Annotated in this window: 16 protein-coding genes; 13 read left to right on the top strand and 3 right to left on the bottom strand. The window is 40.6% G+C overall.

Annotated elements, in window-relative coordinates; genetic code table 11:
• Positions 1–36: 36 nt before the first annotated feature.
• Positions 37–1,020 (top strand): flavodoxin family protein, encoded by a 984-nt coding sequence (locus tag BLV53_RS07040; protein ID WP_090299126.1) that lies wholly within the window; start codon positions 37–39, stop codon positions 1,018–1,020.
• A gap of 50 nt (positions 1,021–1,070) precedes the next feature.
• On the opposite strand, the gene BLV53_RS07035 is transcribed toward BLV53_RS07040, so the two are convergent.
• Genes BLV53_RS07035 through BLV53_RS07025 form a run of 3 tightly spaced genes read right to left on the bottom strand, consistent with a single transcriptional unit; the run spans position 1,071 to position 3,370 of the window.
• Positions 1,071–2,690, bottom strand: a complete 1,620-nt coding sequence (locus BLV53_RS07035) for an ABC1 kinase family protein (protein ID WP_090299124.1) — start codon at positions 2,688–2,690, stop codon at positions 1,071–1,073.
• 2 nt (positions 2,691–2,692) lie between these two features.
• Positions 2,693–2,974, bottom strand: a complete 282-nt coding sequence (locus tag BLV53_RS07030) for a phasin family protein (RefSeq protein WP_090299121.1) — start codon at positions 2,972–2,974, stop codon at positions 2,693–2,695.
• Positions 2,975–2,992: 18 nt separating this feature from the next.
• Positions 2,993–3,370: a diacylglycerol kinase family protein gene (locus BLV53_RS07025; RefSeq protein WP_090299118.1), complete on the bottom strand. Its 378-nt coding sequence runs from the start codon at positions 3,368–3,370 to the stop codon at positions 2,993–2,995.
• Between the two features lie 308 nt (positions 3,371–3,678).
• Between BLV53_RS07025 and BLV53_RS07020 the strand changes: the two genes are divergently transcribed.
• The 12 genes from BLV53_RS07020 to BLV53_RS06965 all read left to right on the top strand — a co-directional run bounded on the left by BLV53_RS07020 (position 3,679) and on the right by BLV53_RS06965 (position 19,578).
• Complete coding sequence (locus BLV53_RS07020; protein WP_090299114.1) at positions 3,679–5,802, top strand: FAD-dependent oxidoreductase; 2,124 nt, start codon at positions 3,679–3,681, stop codon at positions 5,800–5,802.
• Positions 5,802–6,908: an NADH-ubiquinone oxidoreductase-F iron-sulfur binding region domain-containing protein gene (locus BLV53_RS07015; RefSeq protein ID WP_090299111.1), complete on the top strand. Its 1,107-nt coding sequence runs from the start codon at positions 5,802–5,804 to the stop codon at positions 6,906–6,908. The genes BLV53_RS07020 and BLV53_RS07015 overlap by 1 nt, the downstream gene beginning before the upstream one ends.
• Before the next feature lie 246 nt (positions 6,909–7,154).
• Positions 7,155–8,603, top strand: coding sequence for an FAD-dependent oxidoreductase (locus BLV53_RS07010; RefSeq protein ID WP_090299108.1), 1,449 nt, complete (start codon positions 7,155–7,157; stop codon positions 8,601–8,603).
• Between the two features lie 315 nt (positions 8,604–8,918).
• A complete protein-coding gene (locus BLV53_RS07005) occupies positions 8,919–9,311 on the top strand; it encodes a C-glycoside deglycosidase beta subunit domain-containing protein (protein ID WP_090299106.1) in 393 nt (130 codons plus the stop codon).
• A gap of 17 nt (positions 9,312–9,328) precedes the next feature.
• Positions 9,329–10,384, top strand: a complete 1,056-nt coding sequence (locus BLV53_RS07000) for a sugar phosphate isomerase/epimerase family protein (protein WP_090299103.1) — start codon at positions 9,329–9,331, stop codon at positions 10,382–10,384.
• A gap of 161 nt (positions 10,385–10,545) precedes the next feature.
• A complete protein-coding gene (locus BLV53_RS06995) occupies positions 10,546–12,954 on the top strand; it encodes a GH39 family glycosyl hydrolase (RefSeq protein ID WP_090299099.1) in 2,409 nt (802 codons plus the stop codon).
• 209 nt (positions 12,955–13,163) lie between these two features.
• On the top strand, positions 13,164–14,234 hold the full coding sequence (locus tag BLV53_RS06990; protein ID WP_090299096.1) for a Gfo/Idh/MocA family protein: 1,071 nt from the start codon (positions 13,164–13,166) through the stop codon (positions 14,232–14,234).
• A 222-nt stretch (positions 14,235–14,456) separates the two neighbouring features.
• On the top strand, positions 14,457–15,524 hold the full coding sequence (locus BLV53_RS06985; protein ID WP_090299094.1) for a phosphate/phosphite/phosphonate ABC transporter substrate-binding protein: 1,068 nt from the start codon (positions 14,457–14,459) through the stop codon (positions 15,522–15,524).
• 85 nt (positions 15,525–15,609) lie between these two features.
• Positions 15,610–16,383: a phosphonate ABC transporter ATP-binding protein gene (phnC, locus tag BLV53_RS06980; protein ID WP_090299091.1), complete on the top strand. Its 774-nt coding sequence runs from the start codon at positions 15,610–15,612 to the stop codon at positions 16,381–16,383.
• Between the two features lie 4 nt (positions 16,384–16,387).
• A complete protein-coding gene (phnE, locus tag BLV53_RS06975) occupies positions 16,388–17,212 on the top strand; it encodes a phosphonate ABC transporter, permease protein PhnE (RefSeq protein WP_090299088.1) in 825 nt (274 codons plus the stop codon).
• 12 nt (positions 17,213–17,224) lie between these two features.
• The gene (phnE, locus tag BLV53_RS06970; protein WP_090299085.1) at positions 17,225–18,034 is read left to right on the top strand and encodes a phosphonate ABC transporter, permease protein PhnE; all 810 of its coding nucleotides are present in this window, start codon (positions 17,225–17,227) and stop codon (positions 18,032–18,034) included.
• 11 nt (positions 18,035–18,045) lie between these two features.
• Positions 18,046–19,578, top strand: a complete 1,533-nt coding sequence (locus tag BLV53_RS06965; protein WP_090299082.1) for a bifunctional metallophosphatase/5'-nucleotidase — start codon at positions 18,046–18,048, stop codon at positions 19,576–19,578.
• Positions 19,579–19,756: the final 178 nt, after the last annotated feature.

Here is a 19,756-nt window from a genome sequence, read left to right as displayed (position 1 = left end):
CCCAAAAGTAATAAATGTATTAGGAGTGTAAAATAAATGAAGATTTTAGGTATTTCTTTTGGAAAAAAGAATGCAAACACAGATATTTTAGTAAAGGAAGCATTATTCGGAGCAAAGGAAGCTTGCCCAGATGCTGAGATTGAATTTGTAAATACAATAAACATGAAGATTGGCCGTTGCCGTGGCTGTGGTGCATGCTCAGGTGCACTTGAAAAGGGCAAGGATAATGTATGTATTTTTAAGGATGATTTTCAGGTTCTTGAGGACAAGATCCGCGAGGCTGATTCGATTATTTTGGGAGCACCTGTATATGCTCTTCAGCCTGTAGGTCAGTTCAAGGATTTCGTTGATAGATTTTCATGTCGTCATGATTATTCGGCAATCACTTATGTACTGGATAAAAGAAGAGCCGGTGAACTTCCAGGAAATGCAGATGATTTTCCAATGGAGAGACTAAAGAAAAGAACAGTTTCTTATATTTCAGTTGGTGGTGCAACTACAGATGATTGGACATCAATGGGAACAGCTTCCCTTCACATCTTTGGTTTTCCACCAATGATGAAAGTAATGGGAAATTACAATGCAAACTGCATGGGTACAACTGGAAATCCATATCTTGATGAAAAGCTAATTGATGATATGCATGAAATGGGAAAAAGAACAGCTCTTGGATTAAATGATGATTCAGTAGAGTTTTTCCGTCCAGAGGGTAAACCAGAAGAGGTTTGCCCAGTGTGCCACCAGAGACTTCTTATGGTAAACCCAGGTTCTACCACAGTGACCTGCCCAATCTGTGGAATTCATGGTCAGCTAAGTATTGTGAACAATGGTATTTCTGTTGAATTTACAAAGGAAGAGCAGGAGAGAGCCCGTGGAACCTTTAAGGGACTTCGTGAGCACACAGTTGAAATACAGAGCTTCGGTAGTATCTGTGGTCCTAAAATCATGGCAAATAAAGAGAAGCTTGATGAACTTATGAATGAACACATCAAAAATTTTGAAACTACAATTAATGGTTAATTAAAAAAAGTCCTCTGACTGAAAGTCAGGGGACTTTTCGTGTTTGACCGTTATCTGCGCTCGTGAATTTTTTTAAGAACCCACCGGATAAAAAAGCGCATTATTAGAAATGTTGTCATAAAAGACGCAATCGAAAAGCCAATAAATCCTAAGAATGGAATGCCCATTATTCTGGGTTCCATGTCTGTTACACAAATAATGGCGGAACCTACTAATAAGCCTGCTAGACACATTCCGATGACTAAGTTTCTTATGGATGCGTTAATAAGCTCAGCAAAAGGACCAGAAATCTGCAGAGTCAGGCTGGTCTTTGCTTCTCCATTTAAATAATCTCTTAAAGCATCGGCAAGCAGTGAAGGTATTTCTACCCCTTTATTAGTGGAACGATACATCTTGCGGGCAAAGCTACCAAATTCCTTCTTAATATTAAACTCGTGGATGAATGCTTCCTGCATTCGATCAATGGCGATATCAATCATGTTTATGTCAGGAGAAATGCCAGCTAGCAATCCTTCTATATGGGCGAAGGCTCTGGCAAGCATACTTACACCTTGGGGCATGACCAGATTATTTTTCTTCATGATTTCAACCAGATCCATAAGGGTTTCTGGTATCTTCACATTGCCCATTGACATGGAACCATATTTGTTTAGAAAGTCTCGCAGATCGTTATAGAGCTGTTTGCGGTTAACCTTACCCTTGGTGTCACATAAATCATAAACTGCACCCTCTAACATGTTAATGTCTTTTAAGGCAATACCTTCTACACCACGAATCATTATTTTTCGCTGGCGTTCGGTGAGCCTTCCCATCATACCCATGTCAAACCACACAATTTTACCGCCACGAATTCGTAGATTGCCAGGGTGGGGGTCCGCATGGAAGAAACCATCTTCCATAACCTGTTTAATGAAATTGTTAACCAGCTTTTTACCGATTTCTTCAGTATCGTAGCCACGGGATTCTAAGAGTTTTCTATCGTTAATGGCCTGCCCATCGATATACTCCATCACAAGAACCTTGTCGGTGGTATATTCCTTGTAAAACTTAGGTATATAAATATAGACAATATCCTTGTTGTACTCGGTAAATTCCAGAATGTTGGATGATTCCGTGATGAAATCCAATTCCTGCTGAGCCACGGCCCACATTTCATCCAAAATCATATCAAGGTCTACCATGCTTTTGATTCCGGCTACAGAAGGCATTCTCCTTACTACCTTATGTAAAAGAGTAATGTCTCTGGACATAGTCTCATATACACCGGGACGTTGCACCTTGATAACAACAGGCTCCCCATTCAAAAGTCTGGCACGATGTACCTGTGCGATGGAAGCAGAACCGATTGGTGTTTCATCAATGTTTTTGAAAATGGTTGTGTAATCCTCACCAAGAGATTCCTCAATTACAGATATAACCACTTCAAAAGGCATTGGTGCAACATCAGATGTAAGATTTAGAAGCTCATCACAATAAGACCTTGGCAATACATCTGAATGCAGGGACATAATCTGGCCAAGCTTCACATAGGTGGGGCCAAGGTCTTCAAGAATTTCACGGAGCTTGACAGGATTAATTCCACGTCCAAGCTGGTGCTTTTTTAAGACCGCTTTTATTTCGTTAAATCTCAGAGAATCATCTGATTGAGTATTGTCAGTAGTATTTTGCATTATTATTTGTCTTTTAAAGCCTCTTTAAGTTTTGCCAATTCATCTGCACTAAGTCCATTTACAAAGCCGTCGATATCCTTTTCGCCAGACTTGTTCTTTCTTTCATTAAAGGGGTGCTTCAGCTCCTGATTTAATTCCTTACCCTGTTCTACAGTGATTTCACCTTTATCAACAAGTGTATTGACGATTTCGTCAGCCTTCTCAGCAGTAAGGGCAACAGCACCTACGCCTGCCAATAATAATTTCTTTACACCATCTGTGATTGGATTTAAGTTTTCTGCCATAAGTAAGTCCTCCTGTAACTAAGTTAAATTAATAATGAAGTTATATAGTTTTGGAAAAAATATTATTCCGCCTATGATGGCGGCAATAATCGATGAATAAAGAACTGCTCCTGCAGCGGCGTCCTTTGCTTTCTTTGCAAGAGGCTTTCGCTCCTGAGTAGCCAAATCTACTACAGCCTCAAGGGATGTATTAACAAGCTCAAGAGAGGTGATAAGTCCGAACAGAAGAAGGCAAATCAGCCATTCCAGGTATGAGATATTTAGAATAAATCCAAATATAATTACCATTATTGTGGCGAAGAGATGGATTTTAATATTGCGTTCTGTCTTTATAGTGTTGAAGATTCCTTCAAAAGCAAAGCCGAAGCTTTTGAAGAGAGGTTGTTTCTTTTCCATAACTGTTCCCCGATGCAAGTAATTGAAAGTTATTTGATATGATTATTTTACTATATTCAGAAAACAATTTCTATAATTCGGATGGTTCTGAGTAATCCCCTGGAAAAGTGATTTGTAAAGGTGCAATAAAATAAAGCGAAATGTTGCACCTGAGATTTTAGTAAAATCTTCTTGTGCAATTTATTTCTATAAAAAATAAAATTAATGGCAAGAGTGAAATCAGCCTGTGCCATACAATAGTAATGTCAAAAATAGATTTAAAAAAAATTCGGTTTAAGTTTTCAAATATTTAGAAGGAGTCTAAAAGTATGGCAACAGTCAATTTGATAATCGATGGCAAGGCTATTACATGTGATGAGTCAAAGACAGTCCTTGAGGCTGCTCTTGATAACGGAATCTATATCCCACATCTTTGCCATCATAGTGATTTACATCCAAATGGTGGATGTCGTCTTTGCGTTGTAAAGCAGGAAGGTGTTGATGGTGTTATAACTTCTTGTTCAACAAAGGTTAAAGAAGGAATGGTAATCAGCACTAAAGAAGAAACAGCTGAAAAGGTTCGTAAGCTTTCGGTTGAGCTTATGTTCAAGACTCACCCAAGTGAGTGTGTAGGCTGTCCAAAATATGGTAAGTGCCACCTTGCTTCTATTTCACAGTACGTAGGTGATGCTGGTAGAGAATTCCGTCAGCAGAAATTACCTCTTATTGAAAATGAAGAAAATCCACTTATGCTTCACGAAATGTATCGTTGCATCCTTTGCGGACGCTGCGTACGTGCTTGTTCAGAGCTTCGTGGTGTTGGAGCACTTAAGTTTGAAAAGGTTGATGGCAGAATGAAGGTTGTCATCAATGGTAATAGCCTTGAGGAGGCTGGCTGTCAGTTCTGTGGCGCTTGTGTTGAGGTTTGTCCTACTGGTTCAATCCGTGACAAGGTTGGAGTATTCAAGGATGATCCAAGCTTAAGTCGTGAGATGACACTTGTCCCATGTAGCGAGGGGTGCCCAGCTCATATCAACGTTCCAAAATACATCAGATTTATTAAAGAAGGAAATTATCCAGCCGCTGCAGCAACAGTGCGCGAGAAGGCTCCTATTCCAGAATGCTTGGGCTACATCTGTGTTCACTCTTGTGAGCTTCAGTGTAAGAGACAGCACTTGGACGGACCACTTTCAATCAGAAACCTTAAGAGATTTGCAGCAAGCCAGGATGACGGAAGCTGGAAAGCAAATGCATTCCAGAAGGATGCAACAGGTAAAAAGGTTGCAATCATTGGTGCAGGCCCAGCAGGTCTTACAGCAGGCTATTATCTCAAGAAGCTTGGCCATGAGGTTACTATTTTCGAGAAGCTTCCAAAGGCAGGCGGCCAGATGAGATACGGTATTCCTTCATATAGATTGCCTCGCGAGGTTCTTGATAAGGAAATCGCAGAGATTGAGTCAATTGGTGTTGAAATCAAGTGTGGTGTAGATGTTAAGTCAGCAGCAGAGCTTAAGGCTGAGGGGTATGATGCAGTATTTGTATCAGTTGGAACACACGCTGGTAACCGACTTCCACTAGAAGGAAATGATTTACCAAACGTGTACCTTAACGCTGATTTCTTACGCTCTATCAACCTTGATGAGCCACTTCCAGTTGGAGAAAATGTAGTAGTTCTCGGTGGTGGTAACGTTGCTATCGACTGTGCAGAGTCTGCACTTCGTCTTGGAGCAAAGCATGTAGTTATGACATGTCTTGAGGCCCCTGACAAGATGACTGCTTCTGAAGAAGAAGTTACCTGGGCTAAGGAAGATGGAATCATCGTAGAGAACTCACGTACATTTGATGCCATCGAATCAGAAAATGGCAAGGTGACAGGCCTTACTGTAACAGGAATCGAGGGACTTAAATTTGGACCTAAGGGACCAGAGTTTACACGTATTCCAGATTCTACAGTTACATTCCCAGCTGATACCGTTATTTTTGCAGTTGGACAGCATCCAGATATTACAGAGGAGTTTGGTCTTGAGCTCAACAGAGGACGCATTGTCACAGCAGATGGTCATAAGACATCTGTAGAGGGTGTCTATGCAGCGGGTGATGCAGTAACAGGTACACGTTCAGTTATAGCTGCAATTGCAGAGGCAAGAGCTGCAGTTAGCGAGATTGATATATTCCTTGGCGGTGATGGTAATATCGAGGAAAATCTTGCCCCAGAGCAGATTGCAAATCCATGCATTGGCAAGAACCCAGAGCTTACAAAGACTCACAGAACAGAGCCAACAGTTACAGACTCAGAGTCTAGAAAGACAAACTTCGAGCCTATGGATTTAGGCTTCGATTGCAGCAAGGCAGGCTGTGAGGCTAGTCGTTGCTTACAGTGTGACCTTCGTGTTCAAATCTCTCCACAGAAGTTCTGGAGCGATTATATATCAGAGGAAGGAGGTCAGCAGTAATGAAAAACTTATTAGTTGTTAGTTGTGTTAGTGATGATATAAAAGCACCTCTTTCAATGTATTTAATGAAAAACTATCTTTCAGAGGTGGTTGCAGGTGTTGAAAAGTATGCCTCAGAGCTTGATGCAGATATAATGTATCTTCTTCCTGAGGGAGAAAAGGTTGAGGGATTAAATGGTGATGTGCGCTATACAAGCGCATGCTCACCTACTCTGACCAACCCATATTCTGTGGCTCAGGTACTTGGCGGAAACATTCCACGTCCTATGATTCAAGATGAATACGTGGCAGTGTATGAGGATAAGGCAGTTTCAGTTGTAACTCCAGAGGCTGCTTATGGAATTAAGAACGGTTTTAATGATAAATTTGTTGCTGTAAATGTTGGCGAGAAAACTGAAATCAAAAAGGCAACTGTTGGACAGATAGTTGGAGAGGTAGTCGCTCTTGAGGGAACAAAGGCAGTATTGCTTGGCGGCTTAAAGGGTACATTTATGGCTCCTGCAGAGGCAGCTGAGCTTAAGCTTGAGGCAACAGAAAAATTCAGCTCAATCACAGTATATGACAGCAGCGAGTGTATGGTTGATGCTTGCGTTCAGCTTATGAACCAGGCCTACAACGCATCATGCGGTAAGTGTGTTCTTTGTCGTGAGGGTACATCCCAGTTCAGACAGATTGTAACGGAAATGACAACGGGCAAGGCAAAGTCAGGTGACCTTGACCTTATCAAAGAGGTTTCAGAGCTTATCAGTATTGGAGCATACTGTCCATTTGGCCAGAACATGACAAAGCCTCTTACATCTGCTATTGCACTTTTCCCTGATGAGTTCGATGATCATATCAAGAGAAAGACCTGCAAGTGTGGCAAGTGCTACAAGGCTGCAGAGCTTTACTACATCGATCCAGATGAATGCCAGGGCTGTGGTGACTGTATCGACGCTTGCCCAGAGGATGCTATCGAAGGAAAGGATGGTTTCATCCACATTATCGATCAGGACCTTTGCGAGCAGTGTGGCAAGTGCGTATCTGCCTGCGACGAAGGCTGTATCAAAACAGCTACAAAGCTTCCTAAGCTTCCAAAGAAGAAGACTAAGGTTGGAAAATGGTAATTACATAAATAAAAGATTACACAAAGGCGCGTCACTACGGGGGCGTGCCTTTTGCTATATGTTAAAAATACAATGCAACAAAAGCTTATCTTTTATTGCAATCTGATTTTTGAGAGAAAATTTGAATGCAATATAGAATAAGGTTTAAGGAAACTGAAAATAGTTGTTATCCCCATCAGATGGTAAATTAATATCAGAAATTGTGAACAGACCGAAAGGTTTTATTTAGAGAAGGAGAACAACGAAATGGAAAACTTAAAGACACAGTTGGTTGTTATTGCAGGTGGACCATCTGGTATGTCAGCAGCTGTTCAGGCAGCTATGGATGGCGCAGAGGTTATCGTTATTGAAAAAGCAGCTATCACTGGTGGTGCTGCCAACATGGGTATGGGACCACTTGGTATTGGTACAAAATATCAGCAGGAGCAAATGATTGATGTTACTGTTGAAAAAGCATTTAACATGTTCATGGATTACACACACTACAATGTAGATGCAAGACTTGTTAAGAGATATTTCGAACAGTCTGCAGAAACTATTGAGTGGCTTGAGGATATGGGCGTTGAGTTCGAAGGCGCTTTCAAATACTTCCCACAGTCAGAGGCTACATGGCACATCGTAAAGACTGGTAACAAGATTGGACCTCGTGCAGCTGGTCACATGAATAAGGCTCTTCTTAACAAGGCTCAGGAGCTTGGCGTAAAGGTACTTCTTGAGACAGCAGGTAAGAAGATTCTTAAAGATGATGAAGGCAAGGTTTGTGGTGTTCTTGCAGTAAACAAGGATGGTGAGGAATTCACTATCGAGTGTAAAGCAGCTGTTATCGCTACAGGTGGTGCAGGATGTAACCCAGAGCTCATCAAAGAAGAAATCGGAGTAGAGTTTGGTAAGGATGTATTCAATTTTGCTATTCCAGGTCTTGTAGGCGATGGTCTTAAGATGGCTTGGGAGGCAGGTGCTGATCACCTTCCAGTTAGAATTGAGTCTGCTTGTGATGTAGGTGGTGGCGAGGAAGCTGGCGCTTCTGTAAAGAACGTTCTTAGACAGCCAAACCTTCTTGTAAATGCATTTGGCAAGCGTGTAATGAACGAAGAGTTCATGCAGAACACAACATATCTTTCAAATGTTGCTAATCACCAGAAGGATAAGAAGTTATTCTCAATTGTTGATTCAACAATCGTTAAGTCATACGTTAAGAATGGCGTTGATGTAACATCACTTGTTACTCCAGATCCAGACGTATCTTCATTCTATGATGAGATGGATGAGCTTATTGCAAAGGGCTCTAAGCAGTTCTTCAAGGCAGATACTATCGAGGAGCTCGCTGAGATGATTGGTGTAGATCCAGAAGTACTTGAGGAGACAGTAGACGATTACAACGATTACTGTGAAGGCAGAGATGAGGAATTCTTCAAGAACTACAGATACCTTCGTAAGTTAAAGAAGGGTCCATTCTACGCTGGAACATTCCATCCAGGCGGATACGGTACCGTAGGTGGAATCCGCATCAACGAAAACTGCGAAGTATGCGATAAAGACTTTATGCCTATCCCAGGACTTTACGCAGCAGGTGCTGATTCATGTAACATCTATGATGATTCATACATGTTCTTACTTCCAGGAAACTCAATGGGATACGCCGTTAACACAGGCCGTATTGCAGGTATGGAAGCCGCAGAGTACATCGAAGACTAACGTGCGTTTAGCTAACACGTAGGCTGTGTGGCTGGTTACGTCTACAATCTATATATGTCTACACTCGGCTAGGAATGCCTCGCTTAAGACATATATAGATTGCAGCCTACCAGCCCTCGTAGAACTAAGATTTTATATAACAAACAAAACTAAAGTTAAAAGAAAGATCTTATCCCTAGATGAGCCGGTAGCTGTCAAGGCTGGGTGTCGGTTTTTGAGGAGTATAGCGCAAGCGATCTCAAAAATCGATACCCTGACTTGATAGCGTAACCGGCGGACTAAAGGGAAGCCAAAGAAATTAGGAGGAAATATAAAATGGCAGGAAGACCAATATATGATCCAGCCAGCTTTAAGAATGTTGAAGAAAATGGCAAAGTCGTAGGCTTTTCATTTGCTTGGAAGGCACAGTACTATCGTTCATTTACTCTTTCAATTCTACGCGACATCATTCTTAAGGTTGATGGCGAGGACATCAAAAGAGAAGATATTAGACTTACAGTAAACGGAGATACATTTACACTCGAAGAGTGCAGAACAGTCATTGACCCAGAATATCGTTGGGAGTTTGGCGAGTATGCAACAGTAACAGTATTAAAGGAAGGTGGCCTTTCAAATGGCAAGCACAGTATTGAAGCTATCCAGAAGATTGCTCCATCATACATGCCATTCGTTATCGAGGCACCTTGCAATATAGAATTCGAGATTTAGTTTAGGAGGACAGAAAAATGAGCGATATTAAAAGAAGTGTGTCTCTCTATAGCTATCAAGACGAGTTCTATCTTGGAAAGCTTGATTTAGAGGGATGCTTAAGAGAAACAGCAGCAACAGGAGCTACAGGTGTAGAGCTTCTTGCTGAGCAGATGATTAGACAGTTTCCACTTCCAATTGAAACACAGAGCTTCAGAGACCGGTGGTTTGATTGGATGAAGAAGTACAATCTTACTCCATCATGCTATGATGCATTCTTGGAGAACCACATTTTTGATAACCGTACTCTTACATTAAAAGAGCAGGTTAAGATGATGGAGCGTGATTTACGTCTTGCATCATTACTTGGATTCCCTGTAATCCGTACACTTGTATCAACACCAATGGATGTAATCGAGGGCAGCCTTGAGTACGCTGAAAAGGTTGGTGTTAAGATTGGTCTTGAAGTACATGCTCCATTCTCACTCAACTCTGGTTGGGCAGATGGTTACATGGAAATGATTAACAGAACAGGTACAAAGCACTTTGGATTTATTCCAGATATGGGTATCTTCTGCAAGAACATTCCTGATGTTGTTCGTGACAAGGCTCGTCGTCACGGCGCAAAGGAAGAGTGCATAAAGATTGTTGATGACGCATACGCAAGCCGCGTAGCAAAGGGCTTCACAAAGATTAAGTATGACCTTAATTTAGGCAAGGCCAACATGGAATATCGTATGGCAAACGGCATGGCTGAAATGATGGATGCTGTAAAGGCTGCAGGCGGCGGCCCAGCAGACTTAGAGTATGCTGGTACATCATTCACATACTCATGGTCTGATCCACAGGATATCATCGACAATATCGATTATATCTTCCATACACATGCTAAGTTCTACAATGTTCACGAAGATCTTCAGGAGACAGCGGTAGCACTTCCAGAAGTTATCGAAGCATTTAAGAAGGCAGGTTACAAGGGCTTCTTAAGCTCAGAGTACGAAGGTGGAGAGCACCTTAGAATGGATCTCGATGTAGATTCAATCGAACAGGTTCGCCGCCACCAGGCTGCTATGGCAAAGTGTATTGGTGAGTAAGCGAGCCAATACTACACCAGCTTGCTGGTGCTAAGCAAAGTGTATCGGCGAATAGCCAAAGCATACATAACATATACTTCAGAGGAAGGGGCATTTTGCTTCTTCCTCTTTTGTGCTATACTGTGTAAAGTGTTTTTGTAATTTAGATTTTGAGGAGTTTTATGAATAGCTATAACCAATTTCAAGTAGACATATATAGAGACATGGCCAAAACTCAGCATCTGCACACAGATGTTGAGCTTTTATATGTTATCGAGGGAAGTATAAAAGTAAAGCTTAAGGATACAGTTTTTGTGCTAGAAAGAGACGATGTTCTCGTTATCAATTCCAGTATCCAGCACAGTATTGAGACTGTTGAAAAAAGTATTGTTTGCTCTATCAAATATGATTACCAGATTTTGGTTCATATATTAAAAAAGCCAAACAGCTTTTTCCTTTGTAATAGTGCCACAGACAAAACAAAATCCTATGACGGGGTTATAGGTTTATGTCGTGATATTGTTTATCAGCATGTTACATCCTTAAAAAAGACTCAAAGTCTTATTTATAGTATGCTTTACAAGCTTTTAGATGAGCTGGTAGAGCATTACATGATAGATGATACCAATACTGAGATATCTGAAAACTACGATGCAGATGAAAAACTTCAGATTATTATCCACTATGTACATACCAATTATCAGGACGGTATCAGCCTTTCAGATTTAGCCAAGCAGATGTACACCTCTACATCTACCCTTTCCCGACTATTTAAAAAGCAGACCGGTACTTATTTCGCAGAATATGTAAATCAGGTGCGTACCCGCTACGCCATCGATGAGCTTTTATACACTGAGAAGAACATGACTAAAATAGCCATGGACTGTGGTTTCTCTAATGCATCAGCATTTACAAAGGTATTCCGTGAAATCTACAACATGGCACCTACAGAATATCGTCAGAAAATGAAGGGCCAGGTTGCAAAGGAAACCATCGTTGATGAGGATATTAGGGAAAAAATCGAAACTGAGTATAAGCGAGCAGATGACGACAGCAAGCCAGAAGCACTTGTAGATGCCTTTATTGATGTTAAAAAATCTGAGGATTTAAAGCGTAACTGGAATCGCCTAGTAAATGTAGGCTTTATCCATGATATTTTACGTGCCAATAACCAGTACCACATTCAGTACCTGGCTAAAGAAATTGGATTCACCTATGCCAGAATATGGATGATATTCAATACCAAAACAATGGTATCTGACGGTGTTACAGTAGGCGATTACAACTTCGATATGATTTTCGAAGCACTTGATTTCCTTGTTGAAAACAGAATTACTCCATGGCTTGATTTCACCAATAGACCATATGCCAATGTAACAAACCCAGAGGAATCAGCATGGTTTGAGGATATTCGAATTAAGTACAAGGATGAGCGCGTTTGGGAGAATCTGTACAAGCAGTTCTTCAAAGCGCTTATACGCAGATATGGTGAAAAAGAAATCTCATACTGGCGCTTTGAAATTGGTTTGGAAGGCTTCCACAGCAATTATGATGATTTTTATATAGATGGTGGATATGATTTTGTAGATGTGTATTCTTTCATAGCAGAAACCGTCAAGACTTTGGCTCCTAATGCAAAGGTGGGATATAGTGCAGGCGCAAGTGTAGAGGCTTCAAAAGAGTTTGAAGCTGTACTTACCAAGCTTACTCAGCAAAAATATGCACCAGATTTTATTTCAACCATTGTTTTTCCATATGTTCCAAAACCAATTACGGGATTAGATGGTGGAAAGGCAGCATTTGTTCGTTCACAGGACAAGGAATTCGAAGGCTCAGAAATCGATTTGATTTATCGTTCATTTGACAAGCTTAATATTGACAGAAGCAAGCTTGTAGTAGCCGAATGGAATCTTACCTGCTCTAATCGCAATTACCTTAACGACAGTGCATTTAGAGGCTGTCTGTTAATAAGAAATATTGTTAAGTATGCCAAGGATATTGATGTTTGGGGCTTATGGATTGCCACCGATTGGCAGTGCAATTCCTACGCTGCAAGAAATATCATCAATGGCGGTGGCGGTCTTGTATCAAAGGATACTATCAGAAAGCCTATCTTCTATGCCATAAAGATGCTCAATCATTTGGGCACCAAGGTTATAGCCAGAGGTGATAACTATATGGTTACCAGAGTGGCAGATGACGAATATCAGATTATATGCTTCAATCTGGTTTGGTACAATTCCAGCTATTTCATCGATGCTGAGAATCAGGCCACTGTTGAGGAGGCAAAGTCATACTTTGACACAAAGGATCACAAAAAGCTTGTTATAAAGCTTGCAGGAGTCAGTGAAAATGCAGGCTACGTTGTAAAGCGTCGAAGTGTAAATGCTAATCATGGTTCTATCATTGATGAATGGTCTAAATTTAACAATGATAGCAAGCTTGAAAGAAGTGAAATCAAATACATTCAGGAGATATGTCTGCCAGAGCTTTCTCGTTCCCACATCAGATCACGAGGTGAGCTTCTTACAATAGAGGTGGATTTAGAGGCAGAGGAATTCTGTGTACTTCACGTATTCCCTGAATATTAAGAGCAGAGGGAATCTTTAGGGAGTTGCCCCTCTGCAATAAATACATCAACTTGATTGCATCTTAACTATGGGCGCGAAATTCACTTGCAACAATATACAAGATATTGAAAAGTTTATAAGAGAACAAAACCCAAAAAGTCGGTATTATTTATTCAAGATAAATGATATCGACTTTATTTTTTACAAATATATAGAGAAAGGAAAACACTATGGAAACTATTAAGATTGGTATTATCGGCCATGGTTTCATGGGCCACGAGCATGAGTCAATGCTCACACGCCTCGACGGCTATAAGGTTGTTGGTATTTCAGATAAAGACCCAAAGCAGCTTGAGGATGTAAAGGAAGGTATTAAGAGATACGCTTCAAATGAAGAAATGTTTAACGATCCTGAGGTGGATGTTGTACTTATCGCAGCAAACAACAATCAGCATCATGATTTGGTTATCCAGGCAGCACGTGCTGGCAAGGATATTATCTGTGAAAAGCCTGTTGCTATGAACCTTGAGGAACTTGACGACATGGTAAAGGTTGTTGATGAGTGCGGAGTAAACTTCACAGTTCATCATCAGAGACGTTATGATAAGGACTTCCGCACAATGAAGAACGTTTACGACAGCGAGACACTTGGTGATGTATATAGCATCAAGAGTAGCTTATATGGCTTTAACGGAAACATGCACGATTGGCATGTATATATTGCAGAAGGCGGCGGAATGCTCTTTGACTGGGGTGTTCACCTTCTTGACCAGATGCTCTGGATGATGCCAGGCGCAAAGATTAAGTCAGTATTTGCTGATGTTAGAAACGTAATCAACTTTGAGGTTGATGACTACTTCAAGATTCTTATGAAGTTTGACAATGGAATTATGGCTGAGGTTGAGCTTGGTACATACTTCCTTACAGATAAGATGGACAACAAGTGGTTCGAGCGTCACTGGATTATGGGTGGTAACAAGGGTACAGCTTACCTTGATGGATTTGATCCACAGGGTGCAATCGTTCGTACAAACGGCCTTCTTCAGAATGTTGGAGGTCAGCGTACTATGACAGCAGCGGGCCCTACACGTTCATTCGGTCCACCACCAGAAGGAAAGCTTATCACTGAGCCACTTCCAATAGCTGATACAACACATGAAAACTATTTCGAAAACTATGCAAGAGCATATGATGGACAGGAAGAATTCCTTGTAAAGATTCCTGAGACACGTCGTGTCCTCCGACTTATGGAAGCAGCAAGAGAGTCAGCTCGTACTGGTAAGAGTGTAGATTTTGAGTAATAAAAGACTTCTATATCTTAATGTAATTTAAGATATAGAAGTTTTTTTATGGAAAGAATTTTGAGGTAAATGATGTAGGATTTATCAACAAAAATCCTATTGTTGCTCTTATATATGTTGTGATTTTGTATATAAATGAAAACAGTTATTAAATCGTGCTTGCATAAAACTGTGTTATAATGTAGCATAACAACGATAATCATATCCTATAGGAGGGGAAAGATGAAGAAGTTTATTTCTACTATGCTTGTCGGTGCAGTTGCAATGTCAATGTTCGTTGGCTGCGGAAGCGATGCTTCAAAGACAGAGACAGCAACACAGACAACAGAAGGAACAACAGGTTCAGAAAATGTTAAAATTGACAAATTAACAATTGGTTTCGTACCATCACGTGAGCCAGACGAAATCGTAACAGCTACAGAGCCACTTAAGGACATGCTCACAGATGAGCTTGCAGGCCTTGGTTACGAGGTTGGTCAGGTAGATATCACTGTTGGAACTAGCTTTGAGGCAGTAGGTGAAGGCCTTGCAGCTGGAACTATCGACGTTGGACTTATTCCAGGTGGTACATACGTATTATATGATGATGGTTGTGACGTACTTCTTACAGCAACTAGAGATGGTCTTTCAATTGACAGCGATAGCGCAAAGGATTGGAACGACAACAAGCCTACAGAGGCTACTTCAGATCAGGTAACATACTACAGAGCACTTATCATTGCTGGCCCTTCAAAGGCTGGTCAGGCTGTTGCTGAAAAGGTAAACAGCGGTGAAGAGCTTACATGGGAAGATTTAGACGGACTTAACTGGAGCGTAATGAATTCTTCATCTCCAGCAGGATACATTTATCCTTCACTTTGGCTTCAGGACAAGTATAGAAAGCACATTACAGATCTTTCACATACAGCATTATCAGACAACTATGGTACTGCATTCTCAAGACTTGCATCAGGTCAGGTAGATGTACTTGTTACATACGCTGACGCTAGACGCGACAACGAGGATAAATGGACATCAGAGTACGGCAGAAGCGCAAGCATCTGGGATGAGACAAATGTTATTGGTGTAACAGATGGTATCTACAACGATACAATCAGCGTAAGCAAGTCATCTCCTATCATGGACGATGCTTTCAAGGCAGCCCTTTCAAAGGCATTCATCAACATCGGTAACACAGATGCTGGTAAGGAAGTAATCTCTATCTACAGCCACAATGGTTACGTTGAAGCTAAGTCAGAGGATTACGACTCAGAGAGAAAAGCTCAAGAGCTTATTATGTCATTACAATAATGTTTTATTTATTCGAATAATCGAACTATTAAAGGAAGATATTTCGGTATCTTCCTTTTTTTTGAAAAAGAACAGGAGTTATTAAATGATTAAATTTGAAGATGTTGGAAAAAAATATCCTAATGGTTTTGAGGGGTTAAAGCACGTCAATCTCGAAATTGAGCAGGGCGAATTTGTTGCTATTATTGGTCTTTCAGGTGCAGGTAAGTCAACACTTATCCGTACAATCAACAGAATGCATGATGTAACAAGTGGAAAGCTTACAGTAGATGACGTTGATGTTATGTCACTTTCAGGAAAGCAGCTCAGACGCTTCAGAAGAAAAATCGGAATGATATTCCAATCATTCAATTTGATTACTAGAACTACAGTTATTAAAAATGTACTTACTGCACTTGTGCCAGATATGCCATGGTACAGATCAGTATTTGGAATTTACACAAAAGAAGAAAAGTTACAGGCACTTCAGTGTCTTGATAAAGTCGGAATCTTGGATAAGGCTTTTGTTCGTGCTGACCAGCTTTCAGGTGGACAGCAGCAGAGAGTAGCTCTTGCCAGAACACTTGCTCAGAATCCTGCAATCATCCTTGCTGATGAACCAGTTGCTGCACTTGATCCAGTAACTGCTAACCAGGTAATGGATGATTTCAAGAAAATCAACGAGGACATGAACATTTCTATTTTAATTAATATACACCACGTTGATTTAGCTCTTAAATATGCTAACAGAGTAGTTGGTATTAGAGCTGGTGAAATTGTTTATGATGGACCTGCCAGTGAAGTTACACAGGAGGTTCTGACAAATATATATAATGGCAGAGTAGATGCCGAGGGTAACGTACAGGAAGAAGAGGAGTAAACGCATGAGTATATATGATAAGGTTTTTAAGCCTCACGTTTACACATTGCCTAATGGCAAATCCGTAGAGAAGAAAGCATCTCGCGGCCCTGTTTATGCGATTATCGTTTTGGCAATGTGCATTTTGTCAGTTAAAATAACAGGCTTTAACATGGCAGTTTTAGCCCAGAGAATAGGAGAGTTTTTCGTAATCCTTGGTGATATGTTCAAATCTCCTAGACTTGAGTTTATGGATTACGTTTGGGGACCAATTTTTGACACAATCAAAATGTCACTTCTTGGTTCACTTGTAGGCTCACTTTTGGCAGTGCCTTTTGCAATGCTTGCCAGCACAAATGTGTGCCGTAACAAAGTAGTGGTTTCTGTTGTAAGATTGTTCTTCAGTATCGTTAGAACAATTCCTACCATCGTTACAGCTCTTGTTGCAACACTTATTGTTGGTTTTGGTACACTTGCAGGTACTATTTCAATTGCAGTTTTCTCATTTGCCTACATTGGAAAGCTTACATACGAGGAAATCGAAACAGTAGATATGGGCGCCTTTGAGGCTATGGAAGCTATGGGTTCAACCCGTTCTATGGCGTTCATCACAGCCATTATCCCACAGGTACTTCCATTCTTCTTATCTAACTGCCTTTTCAACTTCGAAGGTAACGTTAGATACGCAGCAGTGCTTGGTTATGTAGGTGCCGGTGGTATCGGTATTATCCTTAACGAGCGTATCTCTTGGAGAGATTATCCAAGTGTTGGTATGATTCTTATAGCTCTCTTCGTTACGGTATTTATCATTGAATCAATCAGCAGATATTTCCGTAAGAAATTGGTTTAATGGAGGGTAGTAATGAATAGTAGAATAGAACAAGCTTATGAAAAACGACCTAAGAATTGGGTCTACAATACATGTGTAGCTGTTATCACACTTGCCCTTATTGCTTGGAGCTGCAGTGCAGTAGAAGCTACAGGTGCAGCAGAAGGCAGCAACGCAATTGCATGGAATATCATCAAGGGACTTTTTACACCAGACCTTGGATTTTTGTTTAACTTTTCCACAACAGGCGTACCTTATTTGATGCTTGAAACAATTTGTATCGCTTTTCTTGGCACAATCGTGGGTGCTATTATTTCCATTCCACTTGCATTTGTTTCAGCAGCAAACTTAGTTCCAAAGCCTATAGCATTTATCGGACGTATGATTCTTATGGCCATTCGTACAATACCAGCATTTGTGTATGGTCTTATGTTTATCCGTGTAACAGGCCCAGGTGCTTTTGCCGGTCTTCTTACAATGGGTGTTTGCTCAGTAGGTATGATTACTAAAATGTACACAGAAGCTATCGAGGATTTGGATGTTCATGTTATCGAGTCTTTAGATGCAGCAGGCTGCAGCACATGGCAGAAGATTCGCTATGGTATTTTGCCACAGCTTATGCCAAACTTTGCATCAACAGCCATCTATCGTTTCGACATTAACCTTAGAGATGCTACAATTCTTGGTTTGGTTGGTGCCGGTGGTTTTGGTGCTCCACTTATCTTTGCAATGAATGCATACAGATGGAACGAGGCAGGAGCAATCCTTGCTGGATTGATTATATTGATTCTTATTATTGAGTACATCTCAACAAAGATTAGAACAAAGCTTACTAGAGGTTAAAGGAGGAGCTTATGCGTATCTTATTTACATCAGATACTCATGGTCATCTATTTCCAGTAAATTATGCAAAAAACTGCCCTGAGAATTCAGGGCTTTTTTGCATCTCTTCACAGGTGAAAAAAGATGATAATACATTGATTATAGATGGTGGTGATTCACTTCAGGGCACACCACTTATGACATACTATTTAGAGCACAGGGATGAATATGAGTTTCATCCAATGGCAGAAGGCTTTAATGAGCTTGGACTTGATTATTACACATTGGGAAATCATGATTTCAACTTTGGATATGACGCAATAGTTGATTATGCTTCCAGCATGAATGCCACATTGGTTTGTGCCAATGTTATCGACAAGGGTGGCAAGCTTGATATTAAAAAGCATGTGATTCACACAATGGCAGATGGCACAAAGGTAGGTATTACCGGAGCTGTTACAGGCTATGTTAATGTGTGGGAACAGCCAGCCAACCTTGAACTTCTCACAGTGCTTGAGCCTATGGATGTCCTTAAAGAAGAGTATGAGCTTTTAAAGGACCAATGTGATATTACAGTATGTATTTATCACGGTGGTTTTGAAGAGGATTTAAATTCAGGTAAGCTACTTTCTGATACCACTGAAAATCAGGCCTGCAAGATTTCCAGAGAGCTAGGCTTTGATATTATATTATCTGGTCATCAGCACATGCCGGTTGAGGCGGCTGAAATAGAGGGCACCCACGGCGTACAGCCACCTGCAAATGGCATCAAATTCTGTCAGCTGCAGATTGAAAAGGTAGCTGAGGGATATTCAATTTCCTCAGAGCTTGTAGATGTTAACCCTGATGAAGAAAGACTTACCTATATCATAGATGAGCATGACTTCATGGATGATTTGACGGACGCGGTAGAGATATGGCTGGATCAGCCAATCGGTTCTTTGGAGCAGGAAATAGCACCAGAGTCAAAGCTTGATGCTGCTGTTAATGGCAGTAAAGTGGCAGCCATTTTTAATCAGGTGCAGCTGGATTTTACTGGTGCAGATTTTTCTTGTACAAGCCTGGCAAATGATCCACTAGGACTTAAAAAGGATATTACAGTAAGAGACGTGCTTGGCATTTATCAATTTGCAAATACCGTAGAAGTAAAGCAGGTTACAAAAGCTGTATTAAAAGAAGCGCTTGAAAGATGTGCCGAGTATTTTGATTATGATGTAGCTACAAATGAAGTAAAGATTTCAAATGTATTTTTAGAGCCAAAGGTAGAGCATTACAACTATGATTTCTATGCTGGATTAGAATATACATTTGACATAACACGCCCTGTAGGGGATAGAGTAGTTACACTTAAAAAGCTTGATGGAACAGAGCTTTCAGATACTGAAACCTACACCCTGTCAACAAGCAACTATCGTGCCACAGGTACAGGTGGATATGAATGTATCGGTAAGGCTCCACTGGCACGTAGCTATTCAGATGAAATGCCAGACTTAGTAATCAATTTCATCAGAAAAAATAGTCCTGTAAAGGAAATCGTTAATAACAAATTTAGTATTGTTTACTAAATACACAATCTGTGTATTAAATATTTTATGCAACATGACGCCTGCAACGATTTGTTTAATTTGTTGCAGGCACATTTTTTTTCAAGATTTCCCGCAAAAATTTACTAGAAAACCCTTTTTTTTTAAAAGTGGGTTAAAGGAACGCTTGTTACTATAATAACAACTCAGTACAAAATGT

This window comes from Pseudobutyrivibrio sp. ACV-2, from assembly GCF_900107545.1.
Taxonomy (GTDB): Bacteria; Bacillota; Clostridia; order Lachnospirales; family Lachnospiraceae; genus Pseudobutyrivibrio.
The sequence above is the reverse complement of the archived record's forward strand: the minus strand, read 5'-3'. Positions and strand labels throughout refer to the sequence as shown.

Excerpts from the sequence above, each read along its gene's own strand:
- BLV53_RS07040 (WP_090299126.1), top strand. The coding sequence starts at position 37 with ATGAAGATTTTAGGTATTTCTTTTGGAAAAAAGAATGCAAACACAGAT.
- BLV53_RS07035 (WP_090299124.1), bottom strand. The coding sequence starts at position 2,690 with ATGCAAAATACTACTGACAATACTCAATCAGATGATTCTCTGAGATTT.
- BLV53_RS07030 (WP_090299121.1), bottom strand. The coding sequence starts at position 2,974 with ATGGCAGAAAACTTAAATCCAATCACAGATGGTGTAAAGAAATTATTA.
- BLV53_RS07025 (WP_090299118.1), bottom strand. The coding sequence starts at position 3,370 with ATGGAAAAGAAACAACCTCTCTTCAAAAGCTTCGGCTTTGCTTTTGAA.
- BLV53_RS07020 (WP_090299114.1), top strand. The coding sequence starts at position 3,679 with ATGGCAACAGTCAATTTGATAATCGATGGCAAGGCTATTACATGTGAT.
- BLV53_RS07015 (WP_090299111.1), top strand. The coding sequence starts at position 5,802 with ATGAAAAACTTATTAGTTGTTAGTTGTGTTAGTGATGATATAAAAGCA.
- BLV53_RS07010 (WP_090299108.1), top strand. The coding sequence starts at position 7,155 with ATGGAAAACTTAAAGACACAGTTGGTTGTTATTGCAGGTGGACCATCT.
- BLV53_RS07005 (WP_090299106.1), top strand. The coding sequence starts at position 8,919 with ATGGCAGGAAGACCAATATATGATCCAGCCAGCTTTAAGAATGTTGAA.
- BLV53_RS07000 (WP_090299103.1), top strand. The coding sequence starts at position 9,329 with ATGAGCGATATTAAAAGAAGTGTGTCTCTCTATAGCTATCAAGACGAG.
- BLV53_RS06995 (WP_090299099.1), top strand. The coding sequence starts at position 10,546 with ATGAATAGCTATAACCAATTTCAAGTAGACATATATAGAGACATGGCC.
- BLV53_RS06990 (WP_090299096.1), top strand. The coding sequence starts at position 13,164 with ATGGAAACTATTAAGATTGGTATTATCGGCCATGGTTTCATGGGCCAC.
- BLV53_RS06985 (WP_090299094.1), top strand. The coding sequence starts at position 14,457 with ATGAAGAAGTTTATTTCTACTATGCTTGTCGGTGCAGTTGCAATGTCA.
- phnC (WP_090299091.1), top strand. The coding sequence starts at position 15,610 with ATGATTAAATTTGAAGATGTTGGAAAAAAATATCCTAATGGTTTTGAG.
- phnE (WP_090299088.1), top strand. The coding sequence starts at position 16,388 with ATGAGTATATATGATAAGGTTTTTAAGCCTCACGTTTACACATTGCCT.
- phnE (WP_090299085.1), top strand. The coding sequence starts at position 17,225 with ATGAATAGTAGAATAGAACAAGCTTATGAAAAACGACCTAAGAATTGG.
- BLV53_RS06965 (WP_090299082.1), top strand. The coding sequence starts at position 18,046 with ATGCGTATCTTATTTACATCAGATACTCATGGTCATCTATTTCCAGTA.